18 protein-coding genes and 2 pseudogenes are annotated in these 26,665 nt (G+C 70.3%); 3 read left to right on the forward strand and 17 right to left on the reverse strand.

What is annotated here, in order from left to right; translation table 11 throughout:
- Window positions 1–95: 95 nt before the first annotated feature.
- Window positions 96–548: pseudogene (locus tag AQ610_RS38485) on the forward strand (polysaccharide deacetylase family protein); the annotation flags it as partial.
- Between the two features lie 165 nt (window positions 549–713).
- On the forward strand, window positions 714–2,066 hold the full coding sequence (locus tag AQ610_RS37855; protein ID WP_045554773.1) for a putative glycoside hydrolase: 1,353 nt from the start codon (window positions 714–716) through the stop codon (window positions 2,064–2,066).
- Window positions 2,067–2,190: 124 nt separating this feature from the next.
- Here the strand turns inward: AQ610_RS37855 and AQ610_RS31390 are convergent, their stop codons facing one another.
- The 7 genes from AQ610_RS31390 to AQ610_RS31420 are packed head-to-tail and all read right to left on the reverse strand — an operon-like array spanning window position 2,191 to window position 9,692.
- Window positions 2,191–3,684: a M81 family metallopeptidase gene (locus AQ610_RS31390; RefSeq protein ID WP_006028291.1), complete on the reverse strand. Its 1,494-nt coding sequence runs from the start codon at window positions 3,682–3,684 to the stop codon at window positions 2,191–2,193.
- The gene (locus tag AQ610_RS31395) at window positions 3,681–5,021 is read right to left on the reverse strand and encodes a Zn-dependent hydrolase (protein WP_045554712.1); all 1,341 of its coding nucleotides are present in this window, start codon (window positions 5,019–5,021) and stop codon (window positions 3,681–3,683) included. Before AQ610_RS31395 ends, AQ610_RS31390 begins: the two co-directional genes overlap by 4 nt.
- A gap of 37 nt (window positions 5,022–5,058) precedes the next feature.
- The gene (locus AQ610_RS31400) at window positions 5,059–5,760 is read right to left on the reverse strand and encodes an ABC transporter ATP-binding protein (RefSeq protein WP_006028293.1); all 702 of its coding nucleotides are present in this window, start codon (window positions 5,758–5,760) and stop codon (window positions 5,059–5,061) included.
- Window positions 5,757–6,524, reverse strand: a complete 768-nt coding sequence (locus AQ610_RS31405) for an ABC transporter ATP-binding protein (RefSeq protein WP_006028294.1) — start codon at window positions 6,522–6,524, stop codon at window positions 5,757–5,759. Before AQ610_RS31405 ends, AQ610_RS31400 begins: the two co-directional genes overlap by 4 nt.
- Window positions 6,521–7,573 (reverse strand): branched-chain amino acid ABC transporter permease, encoded by a 1,053-nt coding sequence (locus AQ610_RS31410; protein WP_006028295.1) that lies wholly within the window; start codon window positions 7,571–7,573, stop codon window positions 6,521–6,523. The genes AQ610_RS31405 and AQ610_RS31410 overlap by 4 nt, the downstream gene beginning before the upstream one ends.
- The gene (locus tag AQ610_RS31415) at window positions 7,570–8,430 is read right to left on the reverse strand and encodes a branched-chain amino acid ABC transporter permease (RefSeq protein ID WP_006028296.1); all 861 of its coding nucleotides are present in this window, start codon (window positions 8,428–8,430) and stop codon (window positions 7,570–7,572) included. The genes AQ610_RS31410 and AQ610_RS31415 overlap by 4 nt, the downstream gene beginning before the upstream one ends.
- Window positions 8,431–8,483: 53 nt before the next feature.
- Window positions 8,484–9,692: an ABC transporter substrate-binding protein gene (locus AQ610_RS31420; protein ID WP_009917034.1), complete on the reverse strand. Its 1,209-nt coding sequence runs from the start codon at window positions 9,690–9,692 to the stop codon at window positions 8,484–8,486.
- Between the two features lie 210 nt (window positions 9,693–9,902).
- On the opposite strand from AQ610_RS31420, the gene AQ610_RS31425 reads away from it, so the two are divergent.
- Entirely contained in the window at window positions 9,903–10,736 is an 834-nt protein-coding gene (locus tag AQ610_RS31425; RefSeq protein ID WP_043283029.1) for a FadR/GntR family transcriptional regulator, read from the forward strand.
- Between the two features lie 85 nt (window positions 10,737–10,821).
- Here the strand turns inward: AQ610_RS31425 and AQ610_RS31430 are convergent, their stop codons facing one another.
- From AQ610_RS31430 to AQ610_RS31480, 10 genes and pseudogenes are all read right to left on the reverse strand, one after another.
- Entirely contained in the window at window positions 10,822–13,371 is a 2,550-nt protein-coding gene (locus AQ610_RS31430; protein ID WP_043282949.1) for a penicillin-binding protein 1A, read from the reverse strand.
- Between the two features lie 131 nt (window positions 13,372–13,502).
- Window positions 13,503–15,071: a thioredoxin fold domain-containing protein gene (locus tag AQ610_RS31435; RefSeq protein ID WP_006028300.1), complete on the reverse strand. Its 1,569-nt coding sequence runs from the start codon at window positions 15,069–15,071 to the stop codon at window positions 13,503–13,505.
- Between the two features lie 287 nt (window positions 15,072–15,358).
- The gene (locus AQ610_RS31440) at window positions 15,359–16,531 is read right to left on the reverse strand and encodes a porin (protein WP_006028302.1); all 1,173 of its coding nucleotides are present in this window, start codon (window positions 16,529–16,531) and stop codon (window positions 15,359–15,361) included.
- Between the two features lie 254 nt (window positions 16,532–16,785).
- Window positions 16,786–19,962 carry a multidrug efflux RND transporter permease subunit gene (locus tag AQ610_RS31450; RefSeq protein ID WP_006028303.1) on the reverse strand — a complete coding sequence of 1,059 codons (3,177 nt, stop codon included), beginning with the start codon at window positions 19,960–19,962 and terminating at the stop codon, window positions 16,786–16,788.
- Window positions 19,963–19,975: 13 nt separating this feature from the next.
- Window positions 19,976–20,113 (reverse strand): annotated as a pseudogene (locus AQ610_RS31455) (GNAT family acetyltransferase); the annotation flags it as partial.
- Between the two features lie 10 nt (window positions 20,114–20,123).
- Entirely contained in the window at window positions 20,124–21,485 is a 1,362-nt protein-coding gene (locus AQ610_RS31460) for a metallopeptidase TldD-related protein (protein WP_009917051.1), read from the reverse strand.
- Window positions 21,485–22,918 carry a TldD/PmbA family protein gene (locus tag AQ610_RS31465; RefSeq protein WP_009917052.1) on the reverse strand — a complete coding sequence of 478 codons (1,434 nt, stop codon included), beginning with the start codon at window positions 22,916–22,918 and terminating at the stop codon, window positions 21,485–21,487. The genes AQ610_RS31460 and AQ610_RS31465 overlap by 1 nt, the downstream gene beginning before the upstream one ends.
- A complete protein-coding gene (locus AQ610_RS31470; protein WP_006028306.1) occupies window positions 22,911–24,545 on the reverse strand; it encodes an ABC transporter ATP-binding protein in 1,635 nt (544 codons plus the stop codon). Before AQ610_RS31470 ends, AQ610_RS31465 begins: the two co-directional genes overlap by 8 nt.
- Window positions 24,542–25,657 (reverse strand): ABC transporter permease, encoded by a 1,116-nt coding sequence (locus AQ610_RS31475; protein ID WP_006028307.1) that lies wholly within the window; start codon window positions 25,655–25,657, stop codon window positions 24,542–24,544. Before AQ610_RS31475 ends, AQ610_RS31470 begins: the two co-directional genes overlap by 4 nt.
- Entirely contained in the window at window positions 25,611–26,663 is a 1,053-nt protein-coding gene (locus AQ610_RS31480; RefSeq protein ID WP_006028308.1) for a microcin C ABC transporter permease YejB, read from the reverse strand. Before AQ610_RS31480 ends, AQ610_RS31475 begins: the two co-directional genes overlap by 47 nt.
- Between the last annotated feature and the right edge of the window lie 2 nt (window positions 26,664–26,665).

Raw genomic sequence — 26,665 nt, forward strand, 5'->3', positions numbered from 1 at the left:
GCGCGGATGCCCCCGCCACCGCGCCGCCCGCCGACGCGTCGCGCCCCGCGATCCTCGTCTACCACCGCTTCTCGACATCCGCGCCGCCCGATTCGATGACCGTGCGCGTCAGCACGTTCGACGCGCAGCTCGCGTTCCTGCGCGCGCACGGCTATGCGATCGTGCCGCTGCGCGACGTCGTCGCGTGGGCGGCATCGCCATCCGCATCGCTGCCGGAAAAAGCAGTCGCGATCACCGTCGACGACGGCCACCGCTCGGTGTACGAACTGCTGCGCCCGATCGTGCTGCGCGAGCGCTTGCCCGTCACGCTGTTCATCTATCCGTCCGCGATCTCGAATGCGTCGTATGCGATGACGTGGGACGAGCTGCGCGCGTTGCGCAATACCGGCCGCTTCGACATCGAATCGCATACGTGGTGGCATCCGAACTTCCGCACCGAGCGGCGACGCCTCGCACCCGACGCGTTCCGCCGCTTCGCCGCGACCCAGTTCGCGCACGCGCGCGCGCTGCTCGAGCGCGAAGTCGGCGGCCCGGTCGATCTGCTCGCATGGCCGTTCGGCATCTACGACGACGAGCTGACTTCGCTCGCCGCACAGGCGGGCTACGTTGCAGGCTTCACGCTCGACGCGCGCAAGGTCCGCCGCGGCGACGCGCCGCTCGCGCTGCCGCGCTTTCTGATCGTCGACAGTTGCACGCCGGCCGTGCTCGCGCGGATGCTCGGCGAGCGCGGCGACGCGCAGACCGGCGTCGCCTTCGCCGCTCGCGCAACGGCCGGCGTTCCGGCCGCCGGCGTCGCGACAGCCTCGATGCCGATGCCCGACACCCCGGCGCGCGCCGCTTCGTCCGCCGCTTCGTCCACTGCTTCGTCCACTGCCCCGTCCGCCGCCATCCGCGGCAGCGTCGTCGACGCGCGGACCGGCAAGCCGATCGCCGCCGCGATCGTGACGATCGGCGGCCGCCCGATCCGTGCGGACGAGCGTGGAGCCTTCCCGGCCGACGCCGCGGCGGCCGGCATCGCCGTCCGCGCGCCCGGCTATCTGGCGACGCGCACGAGCGTCGAAGCCGGCCGGCCCGTCACCGTCGCGCTCGCGCCGTTCAGGCCGAAAGCCGTCTATCTGTCCGTGTTCGGGATCACGAGCAAGACGCTGCGCGAAGCCGCGGTCGATCTCAAGGGCGCGACCGCGATCAATGCGCTCGTCATCGACATGAAGGGCGACCGCGGCATCACGCCGTATCCGAGCGCGGCGCGCCGCGCGTCGGGCGCGGCCGCGCAGACGCCGAACGCGCCCGTCGTGCGCGACTTCGCGGCGCTCGTCGCCGAGCTGCGCCGGCGCGGGCTGTATCTGATCGCGCGGATCGTCGTGTTCAAGGACGATCCGCTTGCCGCCGCGCATCCGGACTGGACGGTGCGCGATGCGAACGGCGACATCTGGCGCGATCGCGAAAAGCTGCGCTGGATCGATCCGTCGCTGCGCGCAGCGTGGGCACACAATCTCGACGTCGCCGAGGAAGCGGCGAAGCTCGGCTTCGATGAAATCCAGTTCGACTACGTGCGCTTTCCGGACGCGCGCGGGCTGCGCTTCAGCGTGCCGAACACGCGCGCGAACCGCACTGCGGCGATCGCCGGCTTCCTGCAGGCGGCGCGCGAGCGACTCGCGCCGTACAACGTGTTCGTCGCCGCCGACATCTTCGGCTACGTCTGCTGGAACGAGGACGACACCGCGATCGGCCAGCAGATCGAGACGCTCGGCGGGCCGCTCGACTACATCTCGCCGATGCTCTATCCGTCCGGCTTCACGTGGGGATTGCCGGGCTGCACGCAGCCGACCGCCGATCCGGGGCAGATCGTGCGCCGCTCGCTCGCGGAGGCGCGCTTGCGGACCGGGCTGCCGGGCGTGCGGTTCCGGCCGTGGCTGCAGGCGTTCCGCGATTACGCGTTCGACCACCGCGATTTCGCGGCGGCGCAGATCCGCGCACAGGTGGACGCCGCCGAGGCCGCCGGCACGGACGGCTGGATGCTGTGGAACGCGCGCAATCGCTACGATCCGCAGCAGTTGCCGAAGTAGCCGCGCGGTTGCGTGCGCGAGCGCGCGGCGCGATGCCTGCGGCAATGCCGACATCGGCATCGGCATCGGCATCGCATTCGAAACTCCAATCGCCCCGGCACGGCCGCACGATCGCGGCCCCCTTTCAAGCGTCGAATGCGCTCCACTCCGTTCGCGAATCGAGCGGGAACACCGGCCGCTCGACGCGCTCGAAATCGAACAGCGCGTAATCGGAGCCCGTCACGCCGCGGCTGTCGCATTCGACGAGCGCCGCCGCGATCGGCACGAACACCGGCCGGCAGTACATCCGCGATTTCAGCAGCAGAAAGCGCGCGCGCCGCGGATCGACGCCGACGCTCTCGAACACGCCGAGATCCCATGGCTCGTGCGTGCGCTCGGTGACGACGAGCGTCGCCGCGCCGGTGTCGAGCACGGCCGCCCGCCCCATGTACGCGCGCTGGCCGGTGTAGGTCGGCCCGCTGATCACGTATTCGCCATCGGTGATCGCGCGCACGACGCCCGTCGCGCGAAACGGCGCGCGCGGCGCGGCGCCCGCGCGCGGCAGCTTGTTGCCGACGTCGATCGTCACGCGCGCGCCGACGCCCGCCGCGATCATCCGCGCCACCGCCTCGGGATCGCACAGCGGCCCGCTGACGAGGCCCGAAAGCCCTTGCGCGAGCGCCGCTTCGAGCAGGTCCATCGTGTCGCACGTGCCGCCCGACATGCAGTTGTCGCCGTGATCGAGCAGCAGCACCGGCCGGTCCGCGCCGTGCGCGAGCCCGGCCGCGCGCGCGACCGATTCCGCGAGCGGCGGGCTGCGATAGACGAACTCGTCGCGCGCGTCCCAGATCTGCTGCGCGATGCGGGCGGCCACCGCGTCGGCGGCGGCCGCGTCGCCGTCGCCGACGACGACCACGCTGATGCACGGCGCCGGAATGTCCGCGAGCGAAAACCCGGCGAGCACCGACACCGCGAGCATCCCGTTCGCCTGCGCCGCGCGCGCGGCGTCGAGCGCGCGCCGCATCGCGCCGTCGGCGGTCGCGCTGCGCAGCGTCGACGTCATCAGCGGCGGCCGCCGCCACGCGAGCACCGGCCGCGCGCGGCCGTGCACGCGGTCGAGCAGCAGCCGCGCCGCGTGCGCGCCCGTCTCGTACATGTCGACGTGCGGATAGGTCTTGAAGCTGACGATCACGTCCGCGTGATCGATCATCTTCTGCGTGACGTTCGCATGCAGATCGAGCGCGACGGCGATCGGCGCGCGCGGCAGCGCGGCGCGCACGCGCGCGAGCAGATCGCCCTCGCCGTCCGCCGACTGTTCGGCGACCATCGCGCCGTGCAGATCGAGCATCACCGCGTCGCAGCCGGGCGCGGCGGCGACGATCGCATCGCAGATCGCGTCGTACGCGTCGGCCGCGACAGGGCCGCTCGGGTTCGCGGCCGCCGACACCGGCGTCACGATTCGCGCGCCTTCGCGCTCGGCCGCGTCGATGAACGCGGCCATCGCGGTGCGCATGCCCCGGTTGTCGCGGTACGCGTGCTCGCCGTAGCTCGGGCCTTCCCGGCCGAACGCGGCAAGCGGCGTCGGCACCGGCGAGAACGTGTTCGTCTCGTGATTCATCCGCGCGATCAGGATCTTCATCGCGCGGCTCCGTCGGCGCCGCCCGCGACATCCTCGCCATCCATCGCATCCGCGACGCCCGCCGCGCTCAGCATCGCGTGCAGCAGCACGTTGCAGCCCGCTTCGAGATGCTCGGGGCGCGCGTCCTCGATTTCGTTGTGACTGATGCCGTCCTTGCACGGCACGAAGATCATCGCGGCCGGCGCGACGCGCGCGAGGTACACGGCGTCGTGGCCCGCGCCGCTGATCACGTCCATCGACGACAGGCCGAGCGCGTCCGCGCCCGCGCGCACCGCGCCGACGAGCGCCGCGTCGAACGGCTGCGGCGCGAAATGGACCACCTGCTCGACGTCGACCCCGATGCCCGGCTGCGCGCCCGCTTGCGCGCACGCCGCGCGCAGCGCCGCGTCCATCGCCAGCAGCGATGCGTCGTCGGCCGCGCGCAGATCGACGCTCAGCGTCACGCGCCCCGGAATCACGTTGCGCGAGTTCGGATGCACGTCGACCCAGCCGACCGTGCCGCGCCCGTGCGGCGCATGCGCGCGCGCGATCCGGTTCACCTCGGCGACCAGTTCGGCCGCGACGAGCAGCGCGTCGCGGCGCAGCGCCATCGGCGTCGGGCCCGCGTGCGCCTCCATGCCGCGCACGGTCACATCGTACCAGCGCTGGCCGAGCGCGCCCCGCACGACGCCGATCGTCGTGTCGTGCGCCTCCAGCACCGGGCCCTGCTCGATGTGCGCCTCGAAGTACGCGCCGACGCGATGCGGCGCGGCGCACGCGTCGCGCGCGTCGCCCGCATAGCCGATTGCGCGCAGCGCGTCGCGCACCGATACGCCGTCGCGGTCGCGCTGCGCGAGCGCATGCTCGAGCGTGAACGCGCCCGCGAACACGCCCGAGCCCATCATCACCGGCACGAAGCGCGAGCCCTCCTCGTTCGTCCACACCGCGACCTCGAGCGGCGCGTTCGTGCGCACGCCCGCGTCGGCGAGCGTGCGCAGCACTTCGAGCCCGGCGAGCACGCCGTAGTTGCCGTCGAACTTGCCGCCCGTCGGCTGCGTGTCGATGTGGCTGCCCGTCGCCACGGGCGGCAGGTCGTCGCGCGCGCCCGCGCGCCGCGCAAAGATGTTGCCGATCGCGTCGACGCGCACCGTGCAGCCGATCTCCTTCGCCCATGCGACGAACAGATCGCGCGCCGCGCGGTCGAGCTCGGTGAGCGCGAGCCGGCACACGCCGCCCTTGGCCGTCGCGCCGATCCGCGCGAGCCGCATCAGGCTGTCCCACAGGCGCGCGCCGTTCGTGCGCAGGCCGGCGGGCGAAGGCGCGGCGCGCGCGCCGGATGTCGAATCCTGAACTTGCATCGATGCGTTTCCTTGCATGGAAAAGAAGGCGCGGCGCTCAGACGACGCCGACGCCGAGATAGCGATCCTTGATCGAATGATCGGCGGCGAACGACGCGTTGTCGCCCTCGTAGACGATCACGCCCTGCTCGATCACGTAATGCCGGTCGGCGAGCTGCGTGCAGACTTCGAGGTTCTGCTCGACGAGCAGGATCGCGACGCCCGCCGCCTTGATCTGCTTCAGTTGCGCGACGATCTCCTCGACGATCACGGGCGCGAGCCCTTCGACCGGCTCGTCGAGCATCAGCAGGCGCGGGCGGTTCATCAGCGCGCGGCCGATCGCGAGCATCTGCTGCTCGCCGCCCGACAGTTGCGCGCCGCCGTTCCTGCGGCGCTCCTTCAGCCGCGGAAAGATCCGGTAGACGTCGTCGAGCTGCCACGGCGAATCGCGGCGCGCGCCGAGCCGCAGGTTTTCCTCGACGCTCAGCAGGCGGAAGACGCCGCGATGCTCGGGCACGAAGCACACGCCGCGCGACGCGATCCGGTGCGGCGCCGCGCCCGCGATCGGCGCGCCAACGAACGTCACCGCGCCGCCGCGCGCGGCGACGACGCCCGCGATCGTCTTCAGCGTCGTCGACTTGCCCGCGCCGTTGCGGCCGAGCAGCGTGACCGTCTCGCCTTCGCCCACCGCGAGCGATACGCCTTGCAGCACGTGGCTCTTGCCGTAGTACGCGTGAACGTCCTGCACGTCGAGCATCATGCGCGGCCTCCGGTGATCATGTTGCCGAGATACGCGGTGCGCACGCGCTCGTCGCCGCGAATGTCGCCCGGCCTGCCTTCGACGAGCACGCGCCCTTGCTGCATCACCGTGATCGTGTCCGAGATGTCCATCACGATGCCCATGTTGTGCTCGATCAGCACGACCGTGTAGTCGTCGCGCAGGCCGCGGATCAGCGCCTTCATGTCGTCGAGGTCGTCGATGCCCATGCCGGAGGTCGGCTCGTCGAGGAAGATCGCGCGCGGCCGCGCGGCGAGCGCCATGCCCACTTCGAGCCGGCGCTGCTGGCCGTGCGACAGCGCGCCCGCCGCCGTGCCCGCGAAGCGTTGCAGCGCGAGGCGTTCGAGCACGCCGTCGACCGTGTCGTCGTGCGCGAGCGCGCCGCGCGGCGGCTTCCATGCGTTCAGCGCGCGCCGCGCATCGACGCCCTGCGCGGCGACGCGCAGGTTCTCGCGCACGCTCAGGTTCTGGAACAGGCTCGTCACCTGGAACGAGCGCGCGATGCCGCGCCGCACGCGCCGGTGGTCAGGCTCCTGCGTGACGTCGCGCCCGTCGAACACGATCGAGCCCGCCGAGATCGGCACCGTGCCCGTCAGCACGTGAAAGAGCGTGGTCTTGCCGGCGCCGTTCGGGCCGATCACCGAATGGACCGTGCGCGGCGCGATCCGCAGATCGACGCCCGCGAGCGCGGTGAACTTGCCGTAGCGCTTGACGACGCCGCGCGCTTCGAGAATCGCGTCGCTCATCGTGCCTCCTGGTCGACGTGGGCGTCGGCCGCCGGCGGCGCGCGGCGCAGCGCGGCCGCGGCGCGCTCGCCGATCCCCCACAGCCCGCGCTGCATGAACAGGCTGACCGCGATCAGCGCGAGGCCGAGCAGCAGCAGCCAGCGCGGCCACAGCGTCGACAGCCAGTCGGCGAACAGCACGTAGAACGCCGCGCCGAGCACCGACGCGAACAGGTTGCCGGTGCCGCCGATCACCGTCATCACGAGGATCATCTCGCTCGTGTGATAGTCGATGTTCGACAGCGGCGCGATGCCCGTCATCAGCGCGTGCAGCGCGCCCGCGAGCCCCGTGACCGCGCCCGAGATCACGAACGCGACGAGCTTGAAGCGCTTCACGTCGTAGCCGGCGGCCGCGGCGCGCGCCTCGTTGTCGCGGATCGCGAGCAGCGTGCGTCCGAACACCGATTGCGACACGCGCGCCATCAGCCAGAACGCGGCGATGAACAGCGCGGCGACGAAGCCGTAGTACTGCCACGGCGAATCGAGCGGCACGAGCGTGCGGCCGAGCGCGCCGAGCGCCGGGCGCGGAATGTCGAGCAGGCCGTTGTCGCCGCCCGTGAGCTCGGGCGTCGTGTACGCGACGAAGTAGAACAGTTGCCCGAACGCGAGCGTCAGCATCACGAAATACGTGCCGCGCTGCCGGATCGAGAACCAGCCGACGAGTGCGGCCGCCGCCGCGCCGAGCGCGATCGCGGCGGCGAGCGCGACGGGCACCGAGGGCACGCCGCGCGTGAGCACGAGGCCCGCCGCGTAGCTGCCGAGCCCGAAGAAGACGCCCTGCCCGAACGACAAGAGGCCGGTGTAGCCGAGCAGCAGATTGCAGCCGAGCGCGGCGAGCGCGAACACGAGCACTTCGGTCGCGAGCGAGCCCGAGCGCAGCACGAGCGGCAGCGCGCAGACGACGGCCGCGGCGAGCAGCACATGGCGATGGCGATGCAGCGCGCCGTCCGCGCGTTGCGCCGCACGCCGCGCGGGCGCGCCGCCCGGCAGCGAATTCGACGATTCGATCATGCGGCCCTCCCGAGCAGCCCGTTCGGGCGCAGCAGCAGCACGGCCGCCATCGCCACGTAGATCATCAGCCGCGCGCCTTCCGGCCACAGCGTGCTCATCACGCTCTGCACGATGCCGACGAGCAGCCCGCCGACGAGCGCCCCCGGAAAATTCCCCATCCCGCCGACCACGACGACGACGAACGCGACGCCGAGCGCCTCGATCCCCATGAACGGGTCGACGCCGCGAATCGGCGCGGCGAGCACGCCGGCGAGCGCGGCCGTCGCGGCGCCGAGCGCGAACACGAGGCTGAACACGCGCGACACGTTGATGCCGAGCAGCGACACCATTTCCGACGATTCGCTGCCCGCGCGCACCGCACTGCCGAGCCGCGTGCCGTCGAGCACCCACCACAGCAGCGCGGCGAGCACGGCGGTGAAGCCGATCACGAAGAGCCGGTACTTCGGATAGACGAAGCCGCCCCAGATCACGACGCCGTTGAGCGCGTCGGGCACGGGCACGTTGTCGCCTAGCGGGCCCCATGCGAGGATCGCGCACTCCTGCAGCACGAGCGCGAGGCCGACCGTCGCGAGGATGTGGAATTCGTGCTGCTGCGCGTACACGTGCCGCAGCACGAGCTTCTCGACGATCCACGCGAACGCGCCGACCGCGAGCGGCACGGCGGCGAGCGCCACCCAGAAGCTCGCCGACCATTGCAGCGCCTGATAGCAGAAGTACGCGCCGAGCAGATAGAACGCGCCGTGCGCGAAGTTCACGAAGCGCAGGAGTCCGAACACGATCGACAGGCCGACCGCGAGCAGGAAATACAGCATCCCGACGCCGATCCCGTTGACGATCTGCAAGAGATAAACGTTCATGGCTTCAGTTCAGATCGAGTGGTGAGCCGAGTGATGAGCCGAGGCGGCCGACGTCAGGCGAGCTTGCAGCCCGTCTTGTCGACGGGCAGGAACGACTGGCCGGAGCTGACGATGTCCGCGTAGTCGTCGGCGTTGCGCATCCGGCTCTTCGGCTTGCCCTTCAGCAGGTAGTAGTTCTTCAGCACCTGATGGTCACCCTTGCGGATTGCCTCGGCGCCCGTCAGGCCGTCATATTTCATCCCTTCGAGCGCGGCGATCACCTTCTTCGGATCGGCGCTGCCCGCCTTCACCATCCCGTCGAGCAGGATCTTCGAGCAGATGTACGAGCCCGCGAGGCTGTAGTTCGGATTCGCCTTGAACGCCGCGCTCGCGCGCTTGACGAGATCGCGGTTCAGCGGCGAATCGATCCCGTGCCAGTATTGCGCGCCGAAGTAGACGCCGTCGCAGAGGTCCGCGCCGAGCGCCTCGAACTGCTCGAGCCCCGACGCCCACGCCATCAGGATCGTGCAGTTGTTCTTCATCCCGAAGCTCACCGCCTGCCGCAGCGTATCCGACGATTGCGAGCCGAAGTTCAGGATCAGCAGCACGTCGGGCTTCGCGGCAACCGCGTTCGTCAGGTAGCCGCTGAATTCCTTCTCGGCAAGCGAGTGATAGCTGTTGCCGACGTGCTCGATCCCCTTCTCCTTGAAGATCGCCTTCGCGGCCGTGAGCAGCCCCTCGCCGAACACGTACTGCGGCGTGATCGTGTACCAGCGCTTCGCCTTCGGCAGCATGCCGATCAGCGGACGCACCGTCTGCTCGATCGCGCCGAAGGTCGGCACCGACCAGCGGAACGTCGCGGCGTTGCAGTCCTTGCCGGTGATCTCGTCGGCGCCCGCCGTCGTGATGAACACGCCGCCCGCCTTCTCGACCTCCTTGCCCATCGCGAGCGCTTCGGACGACAGAATGCCGCCCGCGAAGAAGCGCACGCCCTTCTGCTGCGCGATCTCCTGCACGCGGCGCACCGCGGTCGCGGGCGAGCCCGCGGTGTCGAGCGTCATGTACGACAGCGGCATGCCGAGCACCTTGCCGTATTGCTGGATCGCGAGCTTCATGCCGAGATCGGCGTACTTGCCGTTCGCGGCGAACGGGCCGGACATCGGCACCGGGCACGCAAGCTGGACGCCCGCGCCCTGCGCGAACGCGGCACGGGACGAAAGCGCGCCGAGCGCGCCCGGGACGGCCGACAGCGCGGCCAGTTTCAACAGTTCTCGGCGATTCAAGTTGACGCTCCTTGGGGGGAAAGACACACGCGATGCGACCGACTGCCCGACCGCGCCGGCCATCTCTCGCGGATGCTGTGCCGGCCGTCGATCCTATTTATCATGATAAATAGGATTAACTTGATGCTAGGTATAATAAATTCGAGTGTCAATCGGGCAAAAATCGGGCAAAAAAAGGGGCGCCGCCCTACACACTTGGGAGTGTCGAAGATGGTCATGGACCGAGCGAACGCCGGGATCGCGGTCGAAATCAAGCAGCCGAAGCGCGCCGACCTCGTCGCCGAGGAGATCAAGCGGCTCATCACCGAGAAGGACCTGAAGCCGGGCGACCGGCTGCCGCGCGAGGCCGAGCTGCAGCAGCTCTACTCGGTGAGCAAGAGCACGATCCGCGAGGCGCTGAAGTCGCTCGAAGTGCAGGGGCTCATCAAGGTCACGACGGGGCCGAGCGGCGGCGGGATGGTCGTCGAGGTGCCGCTCGACCGCACGCTGCAATTGCTGCAGAACTATCTGTTCTTCAAGGACGTGTCGATCGACGACATCTACACCGCGCGCCGGCTGCTGGAGCCCGAGCTCGCGGCGGGCGCGGTGCCGCATCTGAGCGAGCGGGATTTCGCGGCGCTCGAAGCGAACATCGCGTGCTGCGACGGCTCGTCGGGGCCGCACGATCGCGGCCACATCGTGCGGCAGCGGCAGGAGGACATGACGTTCCACGACATCCTCGCGGCCGCGAATCCGAACCCGTTCCTGCGCTTCATCTGCGAGCTGATCAACGAGATGATCCGGCAGTTGATCGAATTCCGGAACGACACGCCGCTCGCCGAGCACCGCCGCTTCGGCGACGCGAACGTGAAGATCCATCGCGCGATCCTCGAAGCGGCGCGCGGACGCGACGCCGAGCGCGTGCGCGCGCTGATGGTCGAGCACATGACCGAGGCGCCGAAGCATGTGAAGCGGATGAAGGGCCGGCTGCGCGGCCGGCTGATTCTCGATTCGGAGATCCGCAAGCGGCCGCGCGCGGTCGCGGCGCCCGTCGAGAAAGACTAAGGTCTGTTTACATACGGAACGCACATGCGTTGCCACGAGAACGGCCGCTCGCGCGCCGCGCGCGAACCGCCGCCGCCGACCTGCGCTAGTTGCCGCCGCCCGCGCCGGTTGCGGCCGACGCATCGGGCGTCGGCGTCGGCGACATCGGCGCGTTGTCGTTCGGCAAGCCGCTGTCCGGCCGCGGCGCGGCGGGCGGCGACGCCGGAAACGGCGGCGGCGTCGACGGCAACAGCGGCGGCACCGCCAGCGCAGGCGCGGACGCGCCGCCCGGCGCAAACGGCACGCCGCCCGTGGGCGAAGCAGCCGAAGCAGCCGAAGCGGCCAAGGCGGCCGCCTCGGATGCGGCGCGCGCCGCCGCCTCCGACGCCGCCTCGACCTCGGAAGCCGGCATCACCTCCTCGACCGGCGCGCGCGGCGCCTTCGGCGGCGCGGCCTTCTGCTGCGGCTCGGGCTTCTCGAACAGGTAGCGATACCAGTCGCCGAGCCGGTTGCGGAACGTATCGAGCGCGCTCGGCGGCGCCTCGGTCGCGAAGCGCTCGCGCGTGTCGACGAGCCGCGCGCGTATCGCCCGTTGATAGAAGTCGCCGACGATCGGCAGCGCGCTCCTCGCGCCTTGCCCCCAGTCGCTGCCGAGCGTCACGCGGCCGTCGTCGAAGCCGACCCACGCGCCCGCGACAAGCGCCGGCTGCATCAGGATGAACCAGCCGTCGGTGTCGCCCTGCGTCGTGCCGGTCTTGCCGGCGATGTCCGCGCGAATCCCGTAGCGCGAGCGGATCGCCGCGCCGGTGCCGCGCTCGACGACGCCGCGCATCACGTCGATCAGCGTGCGCGCCGCCGGCGCGCCGAGCGCGCGCTCGGGCGACGCGCTCGCGAACTCCGCGAGCACGTCGCCGTTGCGATCCTCGATGCGCGTGACCATCCGCGGCTCGACGTATTCGCCGACGTTCGCGATCGTCGCGTACGCGGACACCATCTCCTTCAACGTCACGGGGCTCGTGCCGAGCGCGAGCGACGGCACCGCTTCGAGCGCGCTGTCGCGCACGCCCATCGCGCGCGCGAGGCGCGCCACCTTCTGCGGGCCGACCTTCATCATCAGTTGCGCGGTGATCCGGTTGCGCGAATACGCGATCGCGTCGCGCAGCGTCATCGGCTTGCCCGTGGGCGGCGCATCGTCGTCGGGCCGCCAGATCTCGCCGCCCGCGAGCGCAATCTCGACCGGCTGATCGACGAACGTATCGTCGGGCGTCGCGCCCGCCGCGAACGCCGCGCCATAGACGAACGGCTTGAACGTCGAGCCCGGCTGCCGGCGCGCCTGCTGCACGTGATCGAACGGCTCGGTCGTGAAGTCGCGGCTGCCGACCCACGCCTTGATCTGCCCGTTGCGCGGATCGATCGCGAGAAAGCCCGCCTGCACGTCGGCCTTCGCCTTGCAGAGCGCGCGCGCGAAGCCGCGATCGGCGAGCAGGCGCTTGAGCGCGGCATCCTCGGTCGCGCCGCCGTCGAGCGCCGCGCGGAACTCCAGCGTCTCGCGCACGAACGCGCGGAACAGCGGATTGCCGGGCGCGCAGCCGCTGCCGGCGTTCCACATTCCGTTCGCGATCCCTTGCAACTGGTTCGTCTGCCGCGCGAGCGCCTGCGTCGCATACGCCTGCAGCCGCGAATCGATCGTCGTGCGCACGACGAGGCCGTCCGAATAGATGTTGTAGTCGTTGCGGTCGGCCCACGCGATCAACCATTTGCGCAGTTGCTGCGCGAAATGCGGCGCGGGGCCTGGCGGCTCCTTCTGCCGCTCGAAATCGATGCGCAGCGGCTTCTTCTGCAGCGCCGCGTAGGCGGCCGGCGAGAGCTTGCCGTACTTCACCATCTGCGCGAGCACCGTGTTGCGTCGCACGAGCGCGCGCTCGGGGTTCAGCACCGGGTTGTAGTAGCTGTTGCCCTTCAGCATGCCGACGAGCGTCGCGGCGTCGAGCGCATCGAGCTGATCGGCCGATTTGTCGAAGTACGTGCGCGCCGCCATCTCGACGCCGTAAGCGTTGTAGAGGAACGGCACCGTGTTCAGATACGTCTCGAGAATCTGCGCCTTGCTGTAGACCGCCTCGATCTTCAGCGCGGTGATCGCTTCCTTCAGCTTGCGCGTGAGCGTGGGCGCGCGGCCGATCTCGTCCGGATACAGGTTGCGCGCGAGCTGCTGCGTGATCGTCGAGCCGCCCTGCCGGCCGCCCGAGAACGTGCGCAGCGCGGCGCCCGCGGTGCGGCGCCAGTCGAGCCCGTGGTGCTCGTAGAAGCGATGGTCCTCGGTCGAAATCAGCGCGTCGACCATCTTCGGCGAGATGTCGGCGAGCGGCACCCATTCGCGGTTCGACGGCTTGAACTCGGCGAGCAGCTTGCCATCGGCGGACATGATCTGCGCGGGCGCGTCGACGCGCGCCTTGCGGATGTCGCCGATGCTCGGCGTGAACGGGATCAGCGCGAGCACGTAGAGCACGCACAGCGCGGGGACCGCGGCGGCGGCGAGCAGCACGCCGCGTCGCGTCGGATGGCGCAGGCGGCGGAGGACGGCGGCGGCGTGCGGCTTCGCGGCGGCGAGCCGGGCCGCGCAACGGTCGAGGAAGGACGACACGATTCGGCGATTCACGCGGTGATGCGAATGGGTGGGAAAGCGTGAATCGTACCAAACGCGGGAGGGCGGGCTCCCAAGTGGCGCGAAGGCGGGCGGCGCAGCGGTGAATTGGCCGCGCGATCGCCGTCACGCCGCCGCGCCCGGCATCAGGCCCTCGCCGTCCTGATCAGGCCCTCGCAGGTTCCGACCTGCGGATCGCCCGCCGGCAGCTTCCCGCACACGCCCTCGAACTGCTTGACGAGCGCCTGCGCCGCCGCATCGTGCGCGCCGCGCTGCCGCCAGTGCGCGAGCTGCGTGACGACGCGCGTGAGCGCGCGCCGGTTCGCGCCATAGAATGCGTTGCGCGTCTGGCCCGCCTGCGTCAGCACGTCGTTCGCGATCCGGCGGATTTGCCCGGCGTCGTCCGGCGCGAGATCGACCGCGTTCGCGAAGTACGCCGCGCCCCAGCGCAGCCGCGTCGCCGGGCCGCTCGCCGCTTCATACGCTTTCCTGTACCAGTCGAGCGCCGCCGCCCGATCGCCGCGCGCCTTCGCGTTCGCGGCGAGCCCCGACATGAAGTAGTACGGCGTCGGCGAACGCGCGAGCTCCGCTTTCAGGAGCGCGTCGGCCGCATCGAACTGGCCGGCGTCGGTCAGCGTGTCGGCGGCCTCGCTGGCGACCGCCTGCCGCCCGTAGACGTTCGTCGATTCGGCAAGCGCCGACGCCGTCTGCCGCCGCACCGCATCGGCAAGCGCGGGCGGCAGCGGCGCGCCCGGTTTCGCGTCGAGCCGCGCGACGCGCACGCGGCCGTGCAGCGCCATCGTACGGTCGATCGCGGCGAGCGACGTGTCGGTGGACAGCCGCGCGAGCGCCGCGTCGAACTGCTTCGCGAGCGACGCGCGCGCCGCCGCATCGTCGCCCGCCAGATACCGGACGACGTCGGCCGGCGCCGCGACGAGCACGTCGTAATCGGCGCGCGCGCGCTTCGGGTCGCGCAGCGCGTCGCGCACGGCCGCGGCGGCCGCCGCCTTGTCGACGTCGCCCTGCTGCGGCGGATCGCCCGCCGCAGCCGACACGGCGGCCTTCAGATCGAGCCGCAGCGCCTGCGCGTCCGCGAGGTCCGCGCGCGCATGGCGGGCGAGCGTCTGCAACGTCGCCGCGACGCGCTCGGCCGACACCGGCAGATCGCCGTCGGTGTCCCACGAGTAATCGGCGAGCACGCGCCAATCGTCGGTCGTGACGCGCGCGCCGTCCTTCAGCGCGGCGGCGAGCGTCTGCCTGAACGGATGCGCCGCGTTCAGCCCGATCGACAGCGCCTGCATGTAGCGGTCGAGATCGACTTCGCCGGGCAGCCGCGTCACTTCGGTGCCGTCCGGCCGGAACAGGATCATCGTCGGATAGCCGCGCACCTTGAAGCGATCGCCGATCTTCTGCGCGTTCTCGGTGTCGCCGTCGAGATAGACGGGCACGAAGAACGACGAGCGCGACTTGAACGCCTGCTGGCTGAAGATCGTCGATTTCACCTGATTGCACGACGGGCACCAGACCGCGCCCCAGTACAGGAACAGCGGCTTGTTCGTGCGCTTCGCCTCGGCGAACGCGGCGTCGATGTCGCCTTGACGCCACGCGATGCCGGGCGGCAGATGCTCGGGGGCGTGCGGCGCGTCGGCGGCGAAGCACGCGGCCGCGGCGGCGACGAGCAGCGACGCCGTCAGCTTTCGAATCGCAGTTTTCATCGATGAGAGTCCGGTTGGGAGCGGCGCCGCGCGGGATCGGCATCGTCGTCGCGGTCCGCATCGGGTTGACGTTCGAGCGCGTCGGCCGCGCGCTCCGTTCTTTTACGGCGCAATCGTATGAAGTATAGAAACAATCGCGGGCGCTGAGGGAGACCTTGATGCGGACGGGGAAATCCGCGATGCGAGGGCGCGTGCGGCGGGCGGCCGCCCGCGCGATCGTCGCGTCGCGCTTCGCGAACCGCACGCCGCGAATCGAACATCGCGAATCGCACACCGCGCGAGCCGGATCAGAACTTGTGCCGAATCCCGACGATCGCGAGTTCCTGCGAATCGGTGCCCGAGTTCGCGCCATACGAGCCGACGGATGCCTGCGCGTCGATCACCGAGCCGTTCGCGCCGAGCGTGTGGCCGCTCGCCTTCTGATAGCCGAACAGCGCATAGAGATCGGTGCGCTTCGACAGCGCGTAGCCCGCGCCGAGGTTCACCTGGTGATAGTGCGCGGAAGCCGGCCCGGTCAGCGACGTGTAGTTGTAGCCGACGCCCGCGCGCAGCGCCGGCGAGAACTGGTAGTTGAAGAACGCGGAGCCGCTGTTGAATTTCGCGGTGTCGTTGAACGCCGACAGCGAATCGCGGCCGTACTGCGTGTTCGAATACGCGAGGCCGAACGTCGCCGAGCCGAGCGCATACTGGCCGCCGACGCGCACGATCTGAACCGACTTCGCGCTCGCGAAGCCCTGGTTGATCACCGTGTTGAACAGCGTATCGGAGCTGCCCGTCCAAGTGCGCACGCCGTTCGTCGCGGTGGCGCCGCCGTCGGCGTACAGGTAACCGGCGCCGAGCGACAGCGGCCCGTTCGCGTAGCTCGCCGCGAAGCTGTACGTGCGGCCGCTGCCCGTCGCGCCCGCGACGCCGCCGAAACCGTACAGCGCCTCGAACTGGAAGCCGGACAGCACGGGGCTCGTGTACTTCACCGAGTTGCTGACGCGCAGGCTGTTGTCGTAGTTGTCGAGATCGCCCGGCGTCGCGAACACGCCGCCGAAGTAGTTGTCCTCGGTGAGCCCTTGCACGAGGTCGACGACCGGATCGTACTGGCGGCCGAGCGTAATGGTGCCCCACGTGTTGCTCGCGAGGCCGACGATCGCCTTGCGGCCGAACTCGCGATTGCCGTTCTGCACGCCGGTGCCGAGATTGAAGCCGTTTTCGAGCTGGAACAGCGCGGCGAGGCCGCCGCCCAGATCCTCGGTGCCTTTCAGGCCCCAGCGGCTGCCGGACAGATTGCCGCTGCTGAACTTGAAGAGCGACGACTGATTGCGGCCGTCGGTTCCCTGGACGTTGTGCACGTACGCGATGCCCGCATCGACGATCCCGTACAGCGTGACGCTGCTTTGCGCGTGCGCGCCGACGGACAGCAGGAGGCCTGCCGGCACGGCGAGCGCCGCGAGATGCTTCGTTTGCTTCATGTGGTGGTTTTCCTCGTAGTCGACTTGTTGTTCGAATCGCTGAACGATACGGACAGGACGACGAATCGAAAACCAATTAATTCTGCGATGGTTATGATGGGCGAACGCGCGGCAGAAACGAACGACAGGACTGGTTCCTCACTCACGGTTTGCACCGAGCTCAGCACGCCGAGCGTGTGAAGGAACCGACGTCGTTTCATTCTTGTACGTCCTGTTCTCGTGATGCGGCCGCGCGCCCGCCGGCGTCCGCACGCTCATTCATTCGCCGCGACGCCACGCTCGTGCGGCTCGCGCCCCGGCTCGGCGGCCCGTCGCCCGCGTCGCCCGAGCGACGCGACCGCCTGAAACGCGATCGGCGCGAACGCGAGCCCGAACAGCGTCGCGGCGAGCACGCCGCCGAACGCGCCCGTGCCGATCGAGCGGCGGCTCTCGGCGCCCGCGCCCGTCGCGGTCACGAGCGGCACGACGCCGAGCACGAACGCCATCGACGTCATCACGATCGGCCTGAAGCGCGCCGCGGCCGCGTCGATCACCGCCTCGCGCAGCGCGACGCCGCGCGCATTCAGATCGCGCGCGAACTGCACGATCAGGATCGCGTTCTTCGCCGACAGCCCGATCACCGTGATCATCGCGACCTTGAAATACACGTCGTTCGGCATCCCGCGCAACTGCACGGCCGCCACCGCGCCGATCACGCCGAGCGGCACGACGGTCAGCACCGACAGCGGAATCGTCCAGCTCTCGTACAGCGCGGCGAGCGCCATGAACACCGCGAGCGCCGACAGCCCGATCAGGAGCGGCGTCTGCCGCGCGGCGACGGTTTCCTCGCGCGCCGCGTCCACCCAGTCGTAGCCGACGCCCGTCGGCAGGCTCGCGGCGAGCCGCTCCAGGTCGGCCATCGCCGCGCCGAGGCTGTATCCGTTCGCCGGACGGCCGGCGATATCGAGCGACGGATAGCCGTCGAAGCGGCTCAGCGCGACGGGCCCGACGCTCCAGCGCCGCGACGCGATCGCCGACAGCGGCACCATGTCGCCCGTCCGGTTCGGCACGGCGAGCGCCATCAACTGATCGTCGGAGCTGCGCGCGCCGGCGTCCGCCTCGATGATCACGCGCCGCATCCGCCCCGCCGCCGGAAAATCGTCGACGTAGTTCGAGCCGAACAACCCGCCGAGCAGGCCCGCGATCCGCTCGAACGGCACGCCGAACGCGTACGCCTTCGCGCGGTCGACGTCGAGCTCGACGCGCGGCGCGTCCGGCAGATCCTCGGCGTGCACGGACGCAAGCGCCGGATCGGCCTTCGCCGCATCGGCGAGGCGCTCGCGCGCCGCCTTCAGCGCGTCGATGCCGATGCCGCCGCGATCCTCGAGCCGCAGCGTGAAGCCGTCCGCATGTCCGATGCCGGGCACCGACGGCGGCAGCGACGCATCGACGTCGCCGTCGCGAATCCGCGCGAACGCGCCGTTCAGCCGGTCGCGCAGCGCGGCGGCGTCGATGCCGCGCTGCGCCCAGTCCTTCAGCTCGACGAACGCCATCGCGACGTTCTGCCCGCTGCCCGCGAAGCTCCAGCCGATCACGCTCGTCACGTTCGCGACGGCCGGCTGCGCGTGCAGGATCGCCTCGACCCGCTCGACGACCGCCATCGTGCGCGCCTGCGTCGCGCCCGCCGGTAGCTGGATCATCACCTGCAGTTGCCCCTGATCCTCGGTGGGCAGGAAGCCGTTCGGCATCGCCCAGTAAAGCAGCGCGCCGCCGGCGAGCAGCACCGCGTAGATCGCGGCCATCGGGCCGATGCGCGCGACCGTGCGCGCGGTGAGCGAGCGATAGCCCGCCGACGCGCGCGCGAAGCCCGCTGCGAAGCGGTCCGCGGCCCGCGCGCCGAGCCCGCGCACACCGCGCGGCCGCCCGATCCGCGCCGGCGCGCCGCCGGGCGGCAGCGGCTTGAGCAGGTTCGCGCACAGCGCGGGCGTGAGCGACAGCGCCATGAACGACGACACGAGCATCGACGCGATCATCGCAACGGAGAACTGCCGATAGATCCCGCCGACGCCGCCCGGAAAGAACGCCATCGGCACGAACACCGCGGTCAGCACCGCCGTCACGCCGACGATCGCGCCGACGATGCGCTTCATCGCGCGGCGCGTCGCCTCGCGCGGCGGCACGCGCTCCTCCTCCATCACGCGATGCACGCTCTCGACGACGACGATCGCATCGTCGACCAGAATGCCGATCGCGAGCACGAGGCCGAACATCGTGAACACGTTGATCGACAGCCCGAACGCCCACATCGCGACGAACGCGCCCATCAGCGTGACGGGAATCACGATCGTCGGCACGAGCGTGCAGCGCAGGTCGCGCAGGAACAGCCACATCACGAAGAACACGAGGACGATCGCCTCGACGAGCGTGAGCACCACTTCGTCGATCGCGATCCGGACGAAATGCGCGCCGTCGAACGGGATGTCGACCGCGATGCCGGGCGGCAGCCGCTTCGACAATTCGGCGAGGCGCGCGCGGATCGCGTTCGACGTTTCGAGCGCGTTGCCGCGCGGGCCGAGCTGGATGCCGACCGTCGCGGCCGTCTTGCCGTTCAGCCGCGACGAGAACGAATAGTCGTCGCGGCCGAGCTCGACGCGCGCGACGTCCGCGAGCCGCACAACGGAGCCGTCCGGCTTCGACTTCAGCACGATCTGGCCGAACTCGGCGGGCGACGCGAGCTGGCCTTTCACGATCACCGCCGCGCTCGTCTGCTGGCCGGCCGCGAACGGCGCATCGCCGATCGCGCCCGCCGTCACCGCCGCGTTCTGCGCGGCGACGGCCGCGATCACGTCGTCGGCACCGAGCCCGTACTCGCGCAGCTTCACCGGATCGAGCCAGATCCGCAGCGCCTCGTCGGCGTCCCACAACTGCGCGGAGCCGACGCCCGGCGCGCGCTTGAGCTCGCGCAGCACGTAGCGGCTCAGGTAGTCGCTCAATTGCGCGGAATCGCGCGTGCCGTCGGTCGACGTCAGCGCCACGAGCATCAGGAACGTGTTCGCCGCCTTGAACACGCCGATGCCCTGCTGGACGACCTGCTGCGGCAGCCGCGGCTCGACCTGCTTGAGCCGGTTCTGCACGTCGACGAGCGCGAGGTCCGGATCGGTGCCGGGCGCGAACGTCACGTCGATTTCGAGGTTGCCGTGGCCGTCGCTGCTGGTTTCGTCATAGAGCAGGCCGTCCGCGCCGTCGAGGCTCTCCTCGATGATGCTGCCGACGTCGCCGTCGACCGTCTCCGTCGATGCGCCGGGATACGTCGCGTTGATCACGATCCGCGGCGGCGCGAGGCGCGGATACTGCGCGACCGGCAGTTGCGGGATCGCGAGCACGCCCGCGACGACGATCGCGAGCGCGACGATCCACGCGAAGACGGGGCGGTCGATGAAGAACGACGGCATGCGCGCGGCCCCGTCAGCGCGACGCGAACGGCGGCGCGTCGGCAAGCGGCGCCATGTGCGGCACGTCCGCCACTTCGCCGCCGCGGATCGCGTAGCCGCGCGAGCGGCCCTCTTCGACGAAGCCGAAGCGGCGATACAGTGCGATCGCGCGCTCCATCGCCCTACAGCGTCAGCTCGAACGACCGGACAAGCAGGCCCGGCAGCTTCGCGCCGCCCGTCGGGCGCTCGCTCCACGACTGATCGTTCAGCAGGAGTTCGGGCGCCGCGCCGAGTTGCTCGAGCTCGGCGCCGAGCAGGCGGTACACGCTGTCGTCGAAGCGCATCGCATCGACCGGCGCGACGATCCTGCCGCGCTCGACCCAGAACGTCGCGAAGCGCGTCATCCCGGTGATCCGTCCGTTCATCTTGTCCGAGAAATTCAGATACCAGAGATTGCCGATGTAGAGGCCCGTGTCGAGCGCCGCGAGCACGTCGGCATCGGCGAGCGCGCCGCCCGCGAGCGCTAGCGTCTCCGGCATTTCGTCCGCGGCCGCGCCGTTCGGGCTCAGGCCGTGCTCGCGCGCGGTGCGCGCGCTGACGAGCCGCCCGACGCTGCGCCCTTCGGCGACGAGCGGCACGCTGTCGCGCCGATAGCCGTCCGCGTTGAACGCGGGCGCCACGCCCAGCGAAAAATCCTCGGCGATCGTCACGCGCGGATCGAGCGCCGCCTCGCCCGCGTGCAGCCGATGCAGGCTGCTGCGCGCGCTCGCGTTCGCGCGCGCGGAAAAGCCGTCCCAGCCGAGCAGCCCGACGATCTCGGCCACCGCGGCCGGCGCGAGATACGCGCGATAGCGGCCGGGCGCGAGCGCCTTCGGCGCGCGGCCGAGCACCGGCAAGCGCGCGGCGGTCTCTTCGATCTTGTGCGCGAACGCCGCGTCGCTCCACGCGTCGCCCGCGTGGACGGTCTTGATCGCGCGGCCGCTCGCGTCGTACAGCGACCAGCGGAAATCGAAATTCTCGACCTCGTACCAGCCGCGGCTGCCCGTCGACGACGCGAAGCCGCGCACGAGCGAGCCGCCCGCGTAGAAGCCGACGAAATCGAGCCCGCGCGCGGCATCGGCGACGACGTGCGCGAGCGAGTCGGGGTCCGGCAGGCGGCCGCTGCGGCGAACCGATTGCCGCCACGCCGACGTGTCGAACAACAGATGCGGATCGTCGCTCGCGCCGCGCAGGCTCTCGCGCAGCGTCGCGAGCGCTTCGGCGAGCTCGGGCGCGTCCGTCGCCGGATCGCCGCTCGCCGTCTGCGTGAACGACGCCTGCCGCGCGCCCGCCACGAGCCGCACGCCGAGCTTGCCCTGCACGACGCGCCCCGTCTGGCGAATCCTGCCCGCGTTGAAGCGGATGAAATCGGACGTCTCGCCGGCGAACCACAGCAGCACCGTCTCGCCCGGCTGCTTCAGCCGCTCGGCCTCGTCGGCGAGCCGCGCGAAATGCGCATGCCAATCGATCGGGGCCGCGCGCCCCGGCTTCGCGAAGTCGGTCATCACGCGCCTCCGAACACGTCGACGTCGGCGAACACGCACGCGGGCGACGCGTGGCCGACACGGATGATCTGCGCCGGCTCGCCCTTGCCGCAATACGGCGTGCCATGCACGCCGAACGTGCTCTCGTCGCCGACCGCGCGCAGGCTGCGCCAGAAGCTCGCGGAAATGCCGCGGTAGTTCGGCCGCTTGACGACCTGCGTCAGCTCGCCGTTCTCGATCAGTTGTCCGAACTCGCAGCCGAACTGGAATTTGTTGCGATTGTCGTCGATCGACCACGACGTGTTCGTGCGCATCAGGATGCCGCGCTCGATGCCCGCGACGAGCTCGCCGAACGCGTGCGCGCCGGGCTCGACATTCAGGTTCGCCATCCGGTCGATCGGCGGCCGGTTCCAGCTCGACGCGCGCGCGTTCGCGACGCCCGGCAACCCCGCACGCGCCTGCGACAGCGCGCCGCCGAGCGGCCGCTCGAGCACGCCGCCGCGGATCAGGTATTGTTTGCGCGCGGCGCTGCCGTCGTCGTCGAACGCATACGATGCCGCCTCGCCGGGCAGCGCGGGATCGAACGTCACGTTCAGCAGCGGCGAGCCGTACTGGTACGAGCCGAACATCTCCGGCTTCACGAAGCTCCAGCCGGCGAAGTTGCGCTCGTCGCCGAGAATGCGGTCGAGCTCGAGCGGATGGCCGATCGATTCGTGGATCTGCAGCATCATCTGGTCCGGCATCAGCAGCAGATCGCGGCGGCCGGTCGGGCAGTTCGGCGCGGCGAGCAGTTGCAGCGCCTCGTCGGCGACGCGCGCGCCCGCGCCTTCGAAGCCGTAGCGCGCGAGCACGTCGACGCCGCCCTGCGCGAGCGTGCCCGCGTTGCCGAGCGTGCGCACCTGCGTGTCGCCGCGCGCGTGCGCGACGACGCTCAATTGCGGCATCACGTGGCGAAAGCGCTGCTCGATGCGCACGCCGTCGCTCGTCATGTAGAGCTGGTCGGTCTGCACGAGCATCACGGCGGCGGTGCGCTCGACGATCCGCGCGTCGACGGCCGCCGCCGCGCATTCGCGCGCGAGGCGCTCGATCCATTCGGCGCGGGCCGGCAACGCATCGTCCGCATGCGGCGACACGTAGCCGCCGCTCGCGTCCGGCCGCGCAACCGCGCGATGGTCGATCAGCGACAGCGCCGCGCTCGCCTTCGCGCGCGCAGCGGCCGCGTCGAGCGCCGCCTGCAGGCCGGCCGGCGACAGATCGGCCGTCGCCGCATAACCCGCGCCCGCGCCGGACCACGCGATCAGCATCGCGCCGCGATCGCGCGCACTCGAAAGCGGCTGCGCGACATCGTTGCGCACCGCATGCTCGTCGATCCGTTCGTCGACGACGCGCAGCGACCAGAATCCGGCGTCGCTGCGCAAGTGTCGGGCGGCCTGCGCCCAGCGTTCGTCAATCATCTGCCCTCTCCCGCGGGCTGCGCCGCGCCGTCATCATCGAAGACGCAAGCAGCGATCGCGTGTACGGATGCGACGGCGCATCCAGCACGTCCAGCGTGTCGCCCGCCTCGACCACGCGCCCCTCCTTCATCACGAGCACGCGGTGGGCCATCGCCCGCATCACCGCCAGGTCGTGCGTGATGAACAGGTAGCTGAGTTTGTACTTTTTTTGCAGATTCGTCAGCAGATTCAACACCTGTTTCTGGATCGACACGTCGAGCGCGCTCGTTGGCTCGTCGAGCACGAGCAGCTCCGGCTCGACCGCGAGCGCGCGCGCGATCGCGATCCGCTGCCGCTGGCCGCCGGAAAACTCGTGCGGATAGCGCAGCATCGCGTCGCCCGGCAGACCGACTTCCTGCAACAGCCCGGCGATCCGCGCGCGCCTCGCCTCGCCGGCGATCTCCGGCCGATGCACGGCAAGCCCCTCGCCGACGATCTGCTCGATCGTCATCCGCGGCGACAGCGAGCCGAACGGGTCCTGGAACACGACCTGCATTCGCCGGTACAGATCGCGCCGGCCGCGCGCCGTGCGCAGCGCATCGAGCGGCCGCCCGTCGATCTCGATCCCGCCCGCCGCTGGCCGCTGCAGCCCGAGCACGGCCGACGCGAGCGTCGACTTGCCCGACCCCGATTCGCCGACGATGCCGATCGTCTCGCCGCGACGCAGCGCGAACTGCGCATCGTGCACCGCGCGAAACGTCGTCTTGCCGAACAGCGCGCGCCAGCCCTTCGGCGCGATCCGGTAATCGACCGCGAGCGACCTGACGTCGAGGATCGTCCGCGCGGCCGGCGCGACGGCTTCGATCGCGCGCCGCGGCTCGCTGTCGAGCAGCCGCTGCGTGTACGGATGCTGCGGATTCGCGAACAGCGCGCCGGTGTCGCCCGTCTCGACGAGCACGCCGTGCTCCATCACGGCGACGCGCTGCGCGAAGCGCCGCACGAGGTTCAGATCGTGCGTGATGAGGAGCACCGCCATGCCGCGCGCCGCCGCCTCCTGCTCCTGCAGCGCGATCAGCAGATCGACGATCTGCTCGCGCACCGTCACGTCGAGCGCGGTCGTGGGCTCGTCGGCGAGCAGCAGGCGCGGCCGGCACGCGAGCGCCATCGCGATCATCGCGCGCTGCCGCTGGCCGCCCGATAGCTGATGCGGAAAACTGTCGATCCTTCGTTCGGGCTCCGGAATGCCGGTGCGCGTCAGCAGCTCGATGCCGCGCGCGCGCGCCTCGCCCGGCCGCAGCCCTTCGTGCAGCCGCAGGCTCTCGGCGATCTGCTTGCCGATCGTGTAGAGCGGATTGAGCGCCGTCATCGGCTCCTGGAACACCATCGCGATGTCCGCGCCGCGGATGCCGCGCATCTGCTGCTCGGTCTTCGTCAACAGGTCTTCGCCGTCGAACAGCATCCGGCCGGACAGCGTCGCGTGCTGCACGAGCCGCAGGATCGACAGCGCGGTGACGCTCTTGCCCGAACCCGATTCGCCGACGAGCGCGACACGCTCGCCGCGCGCGATCGACAGGCTCAGCTCGCGCACCGCGATCTTCTCGCCGAACGCCGCGCAGAAGCGATCGATTTCGAGGAGCGGCCGGGTCATCGCGGGCCTCCGCCGAACGCCGAGCCGCGCGTGCGCGTATCGAGCGCGTTGCGCAGCGCGTCGCCCATGAACGTGAGCAGCAGCAGCGTGACGACGAGCGCCGCGAACGCCGACATCGAGATCCACCATGCGTCGAGATTGTTCTTGCCCTGCTGCAGCAGCTCGCCGAGGCTCGGCGTGGGCGGCGGCACGCCGAGGCCGAGGAAATCGAGGCTCGTCAGCGACAGGATCGCCGCGCTCATCCGGAACGGCAGGAACGTGATGACGGGCGTGAGGCTGTTCGGCAGCACGTGCCGCCAGATGATCTGCCCGTTCGTGAGCCCCATCGTGCGCGCGGCCCTCACGTAGTCGAGCGCGCGGTTGCGCAGGAACTCGGCGCGCACGTAGTCGGACAGCACGAGCCAGCCGAACATCGACAGCAGGATGAACAGCAGCCACAGCGTCGGCTCGAAGATCGCCGCGAAGATGATCAGCAGGTACAAGTCGGGCAGCGCGCTCCAGATCTCGATCAGGCGCTGCCCGATCAGGTCGGTTCGCCCGCCGTAGAAGCCCTGCAGCGCGCCCGTCAGCACGCCGATCGCGACGCCCGACACCGTCAGCGCGATCGCCATCAGCACCGACAGCCTGAAGCCGTACAGCAGCCTCGACAGCACGTCGCGGCCGAACTGGTCGGTGCCGAGCCAGTTGCTCGCCGACGGCGGCGCCGGATACGGGCGCGACGCGAAATAATCGATCGTGTCGTAGCGGTAGCGGTTCGGCGGATAGATCGCGAAATTGCCGTTCGATTCGATCTTCGCGCGGATGTACGGATCGAGATAGTTCGTCTTCGCCGGGAAATCGCCGCCGAAGCGCGTCTCCGGGTAGTCCTTCACGATCGGAAAATAGTAGTGCCCCGCGTAGCGGACGACGAGCGGGCGATCGTTGGACAGCACGTCGGCGAACAGGCTGACCGCGAACAGCGCGGCGAAGATCACGAGGCTCCAGTAGCCGAGCCGCTGGCTGCGAAACCGCAGCCACGTGCGCCGCCACGGCGACGGCGACGCCGCGCACGCGGCGCACGCGGGATCAGCGGTCCACGCGGTGGAATTGGATGCGGGGGTCGACGAGGACATAGCAGACGTCAGCGATGAGTTTGGTGACGAGACCGATCAGCGTGAACAGGAACAGCGAGCCGAGCACGACCGGATAGTCGCGGCGGATCACCGAGTCGTAAGACAGTTGCCCCATGCCGTCGAGCGAGAACAGCGTCTCGATCAGCAGGTTGCCGTTCAGGAACGCGCCGACGAACGCGGCGGGCAGGCCGGTGACGAGCGGAATCGCCGCGTTGCGCAGCACGTGCTTCCAGAGCACGTCGCGCTCGGGCGCGCCCTTCGCGCGCGCGGTCAGCACGTATTGCCGGCCGATCTCTTCGAGGAACGTGTTCTTCGTCAGGATCGTGACGATCGCGAAATTGCCGACCACCGACGCGGTGACGGGCAGCACGATGTGCCACAGATAATCGAGCGCCTTGCCGAGCGCGGTGAGCTCGTCGAAGTTGTCCGACGTGAGGCCGCGCATCGGAAACACCTGCCAGAACGTGCCGCCGCCGAACAGCATCAGCAGCAGCACGCCGAGCACGAAGCCGGGAATCGCGTAGCCGGCGAGCACGAGCACGCTCGTCACGGTATCGAAGCGCGAGCCGTTGCGCACGGCCTTCGCGATGCCGAGCGGCACCGAGATCAGATACGTGAGGATCACCGTCCAGAGCCCGAGCGTGATCGACACGGGCAGCTTCGAGCGGATCACGTCCCACACGCTCGCATGCGCGTAGTACGACTGACCGAGATCGAACGTCGCGTAGCTCTCGAGCATCAGCGCGTAGCGCGTGAGCGGCGGCTTGTCGAAGCCGAACTGCTTCTTGATCTGCTCGATCTGCTGCGGATCGACGCCCTGGCTGCCGTGATAGCCGCCGCCCGCGCCGCCCGCCTCGCCGCCGCGCGCGGTGCCGTGGCGCAGTTGCGTCAGCACCTGCTCGACCGGGCCGCCCGGCACGAACTGCGTGACGACGAACGTGATCGTCACGACCCCGACGAGCGTCGGCACCATCAACAGCAATCGTCTGACTATGTAAGCAAGCATCG

It is taken from the genome of Burkholderia humptydooensis (genome assembly GCF_001513745.1).
Lineage (GTDB): Bacteria > Pseudomonadota > Gammaproteobacteria > Burkholderiales > Burkholderiaceae > Burkholderia > Burkholderia humptydooensis.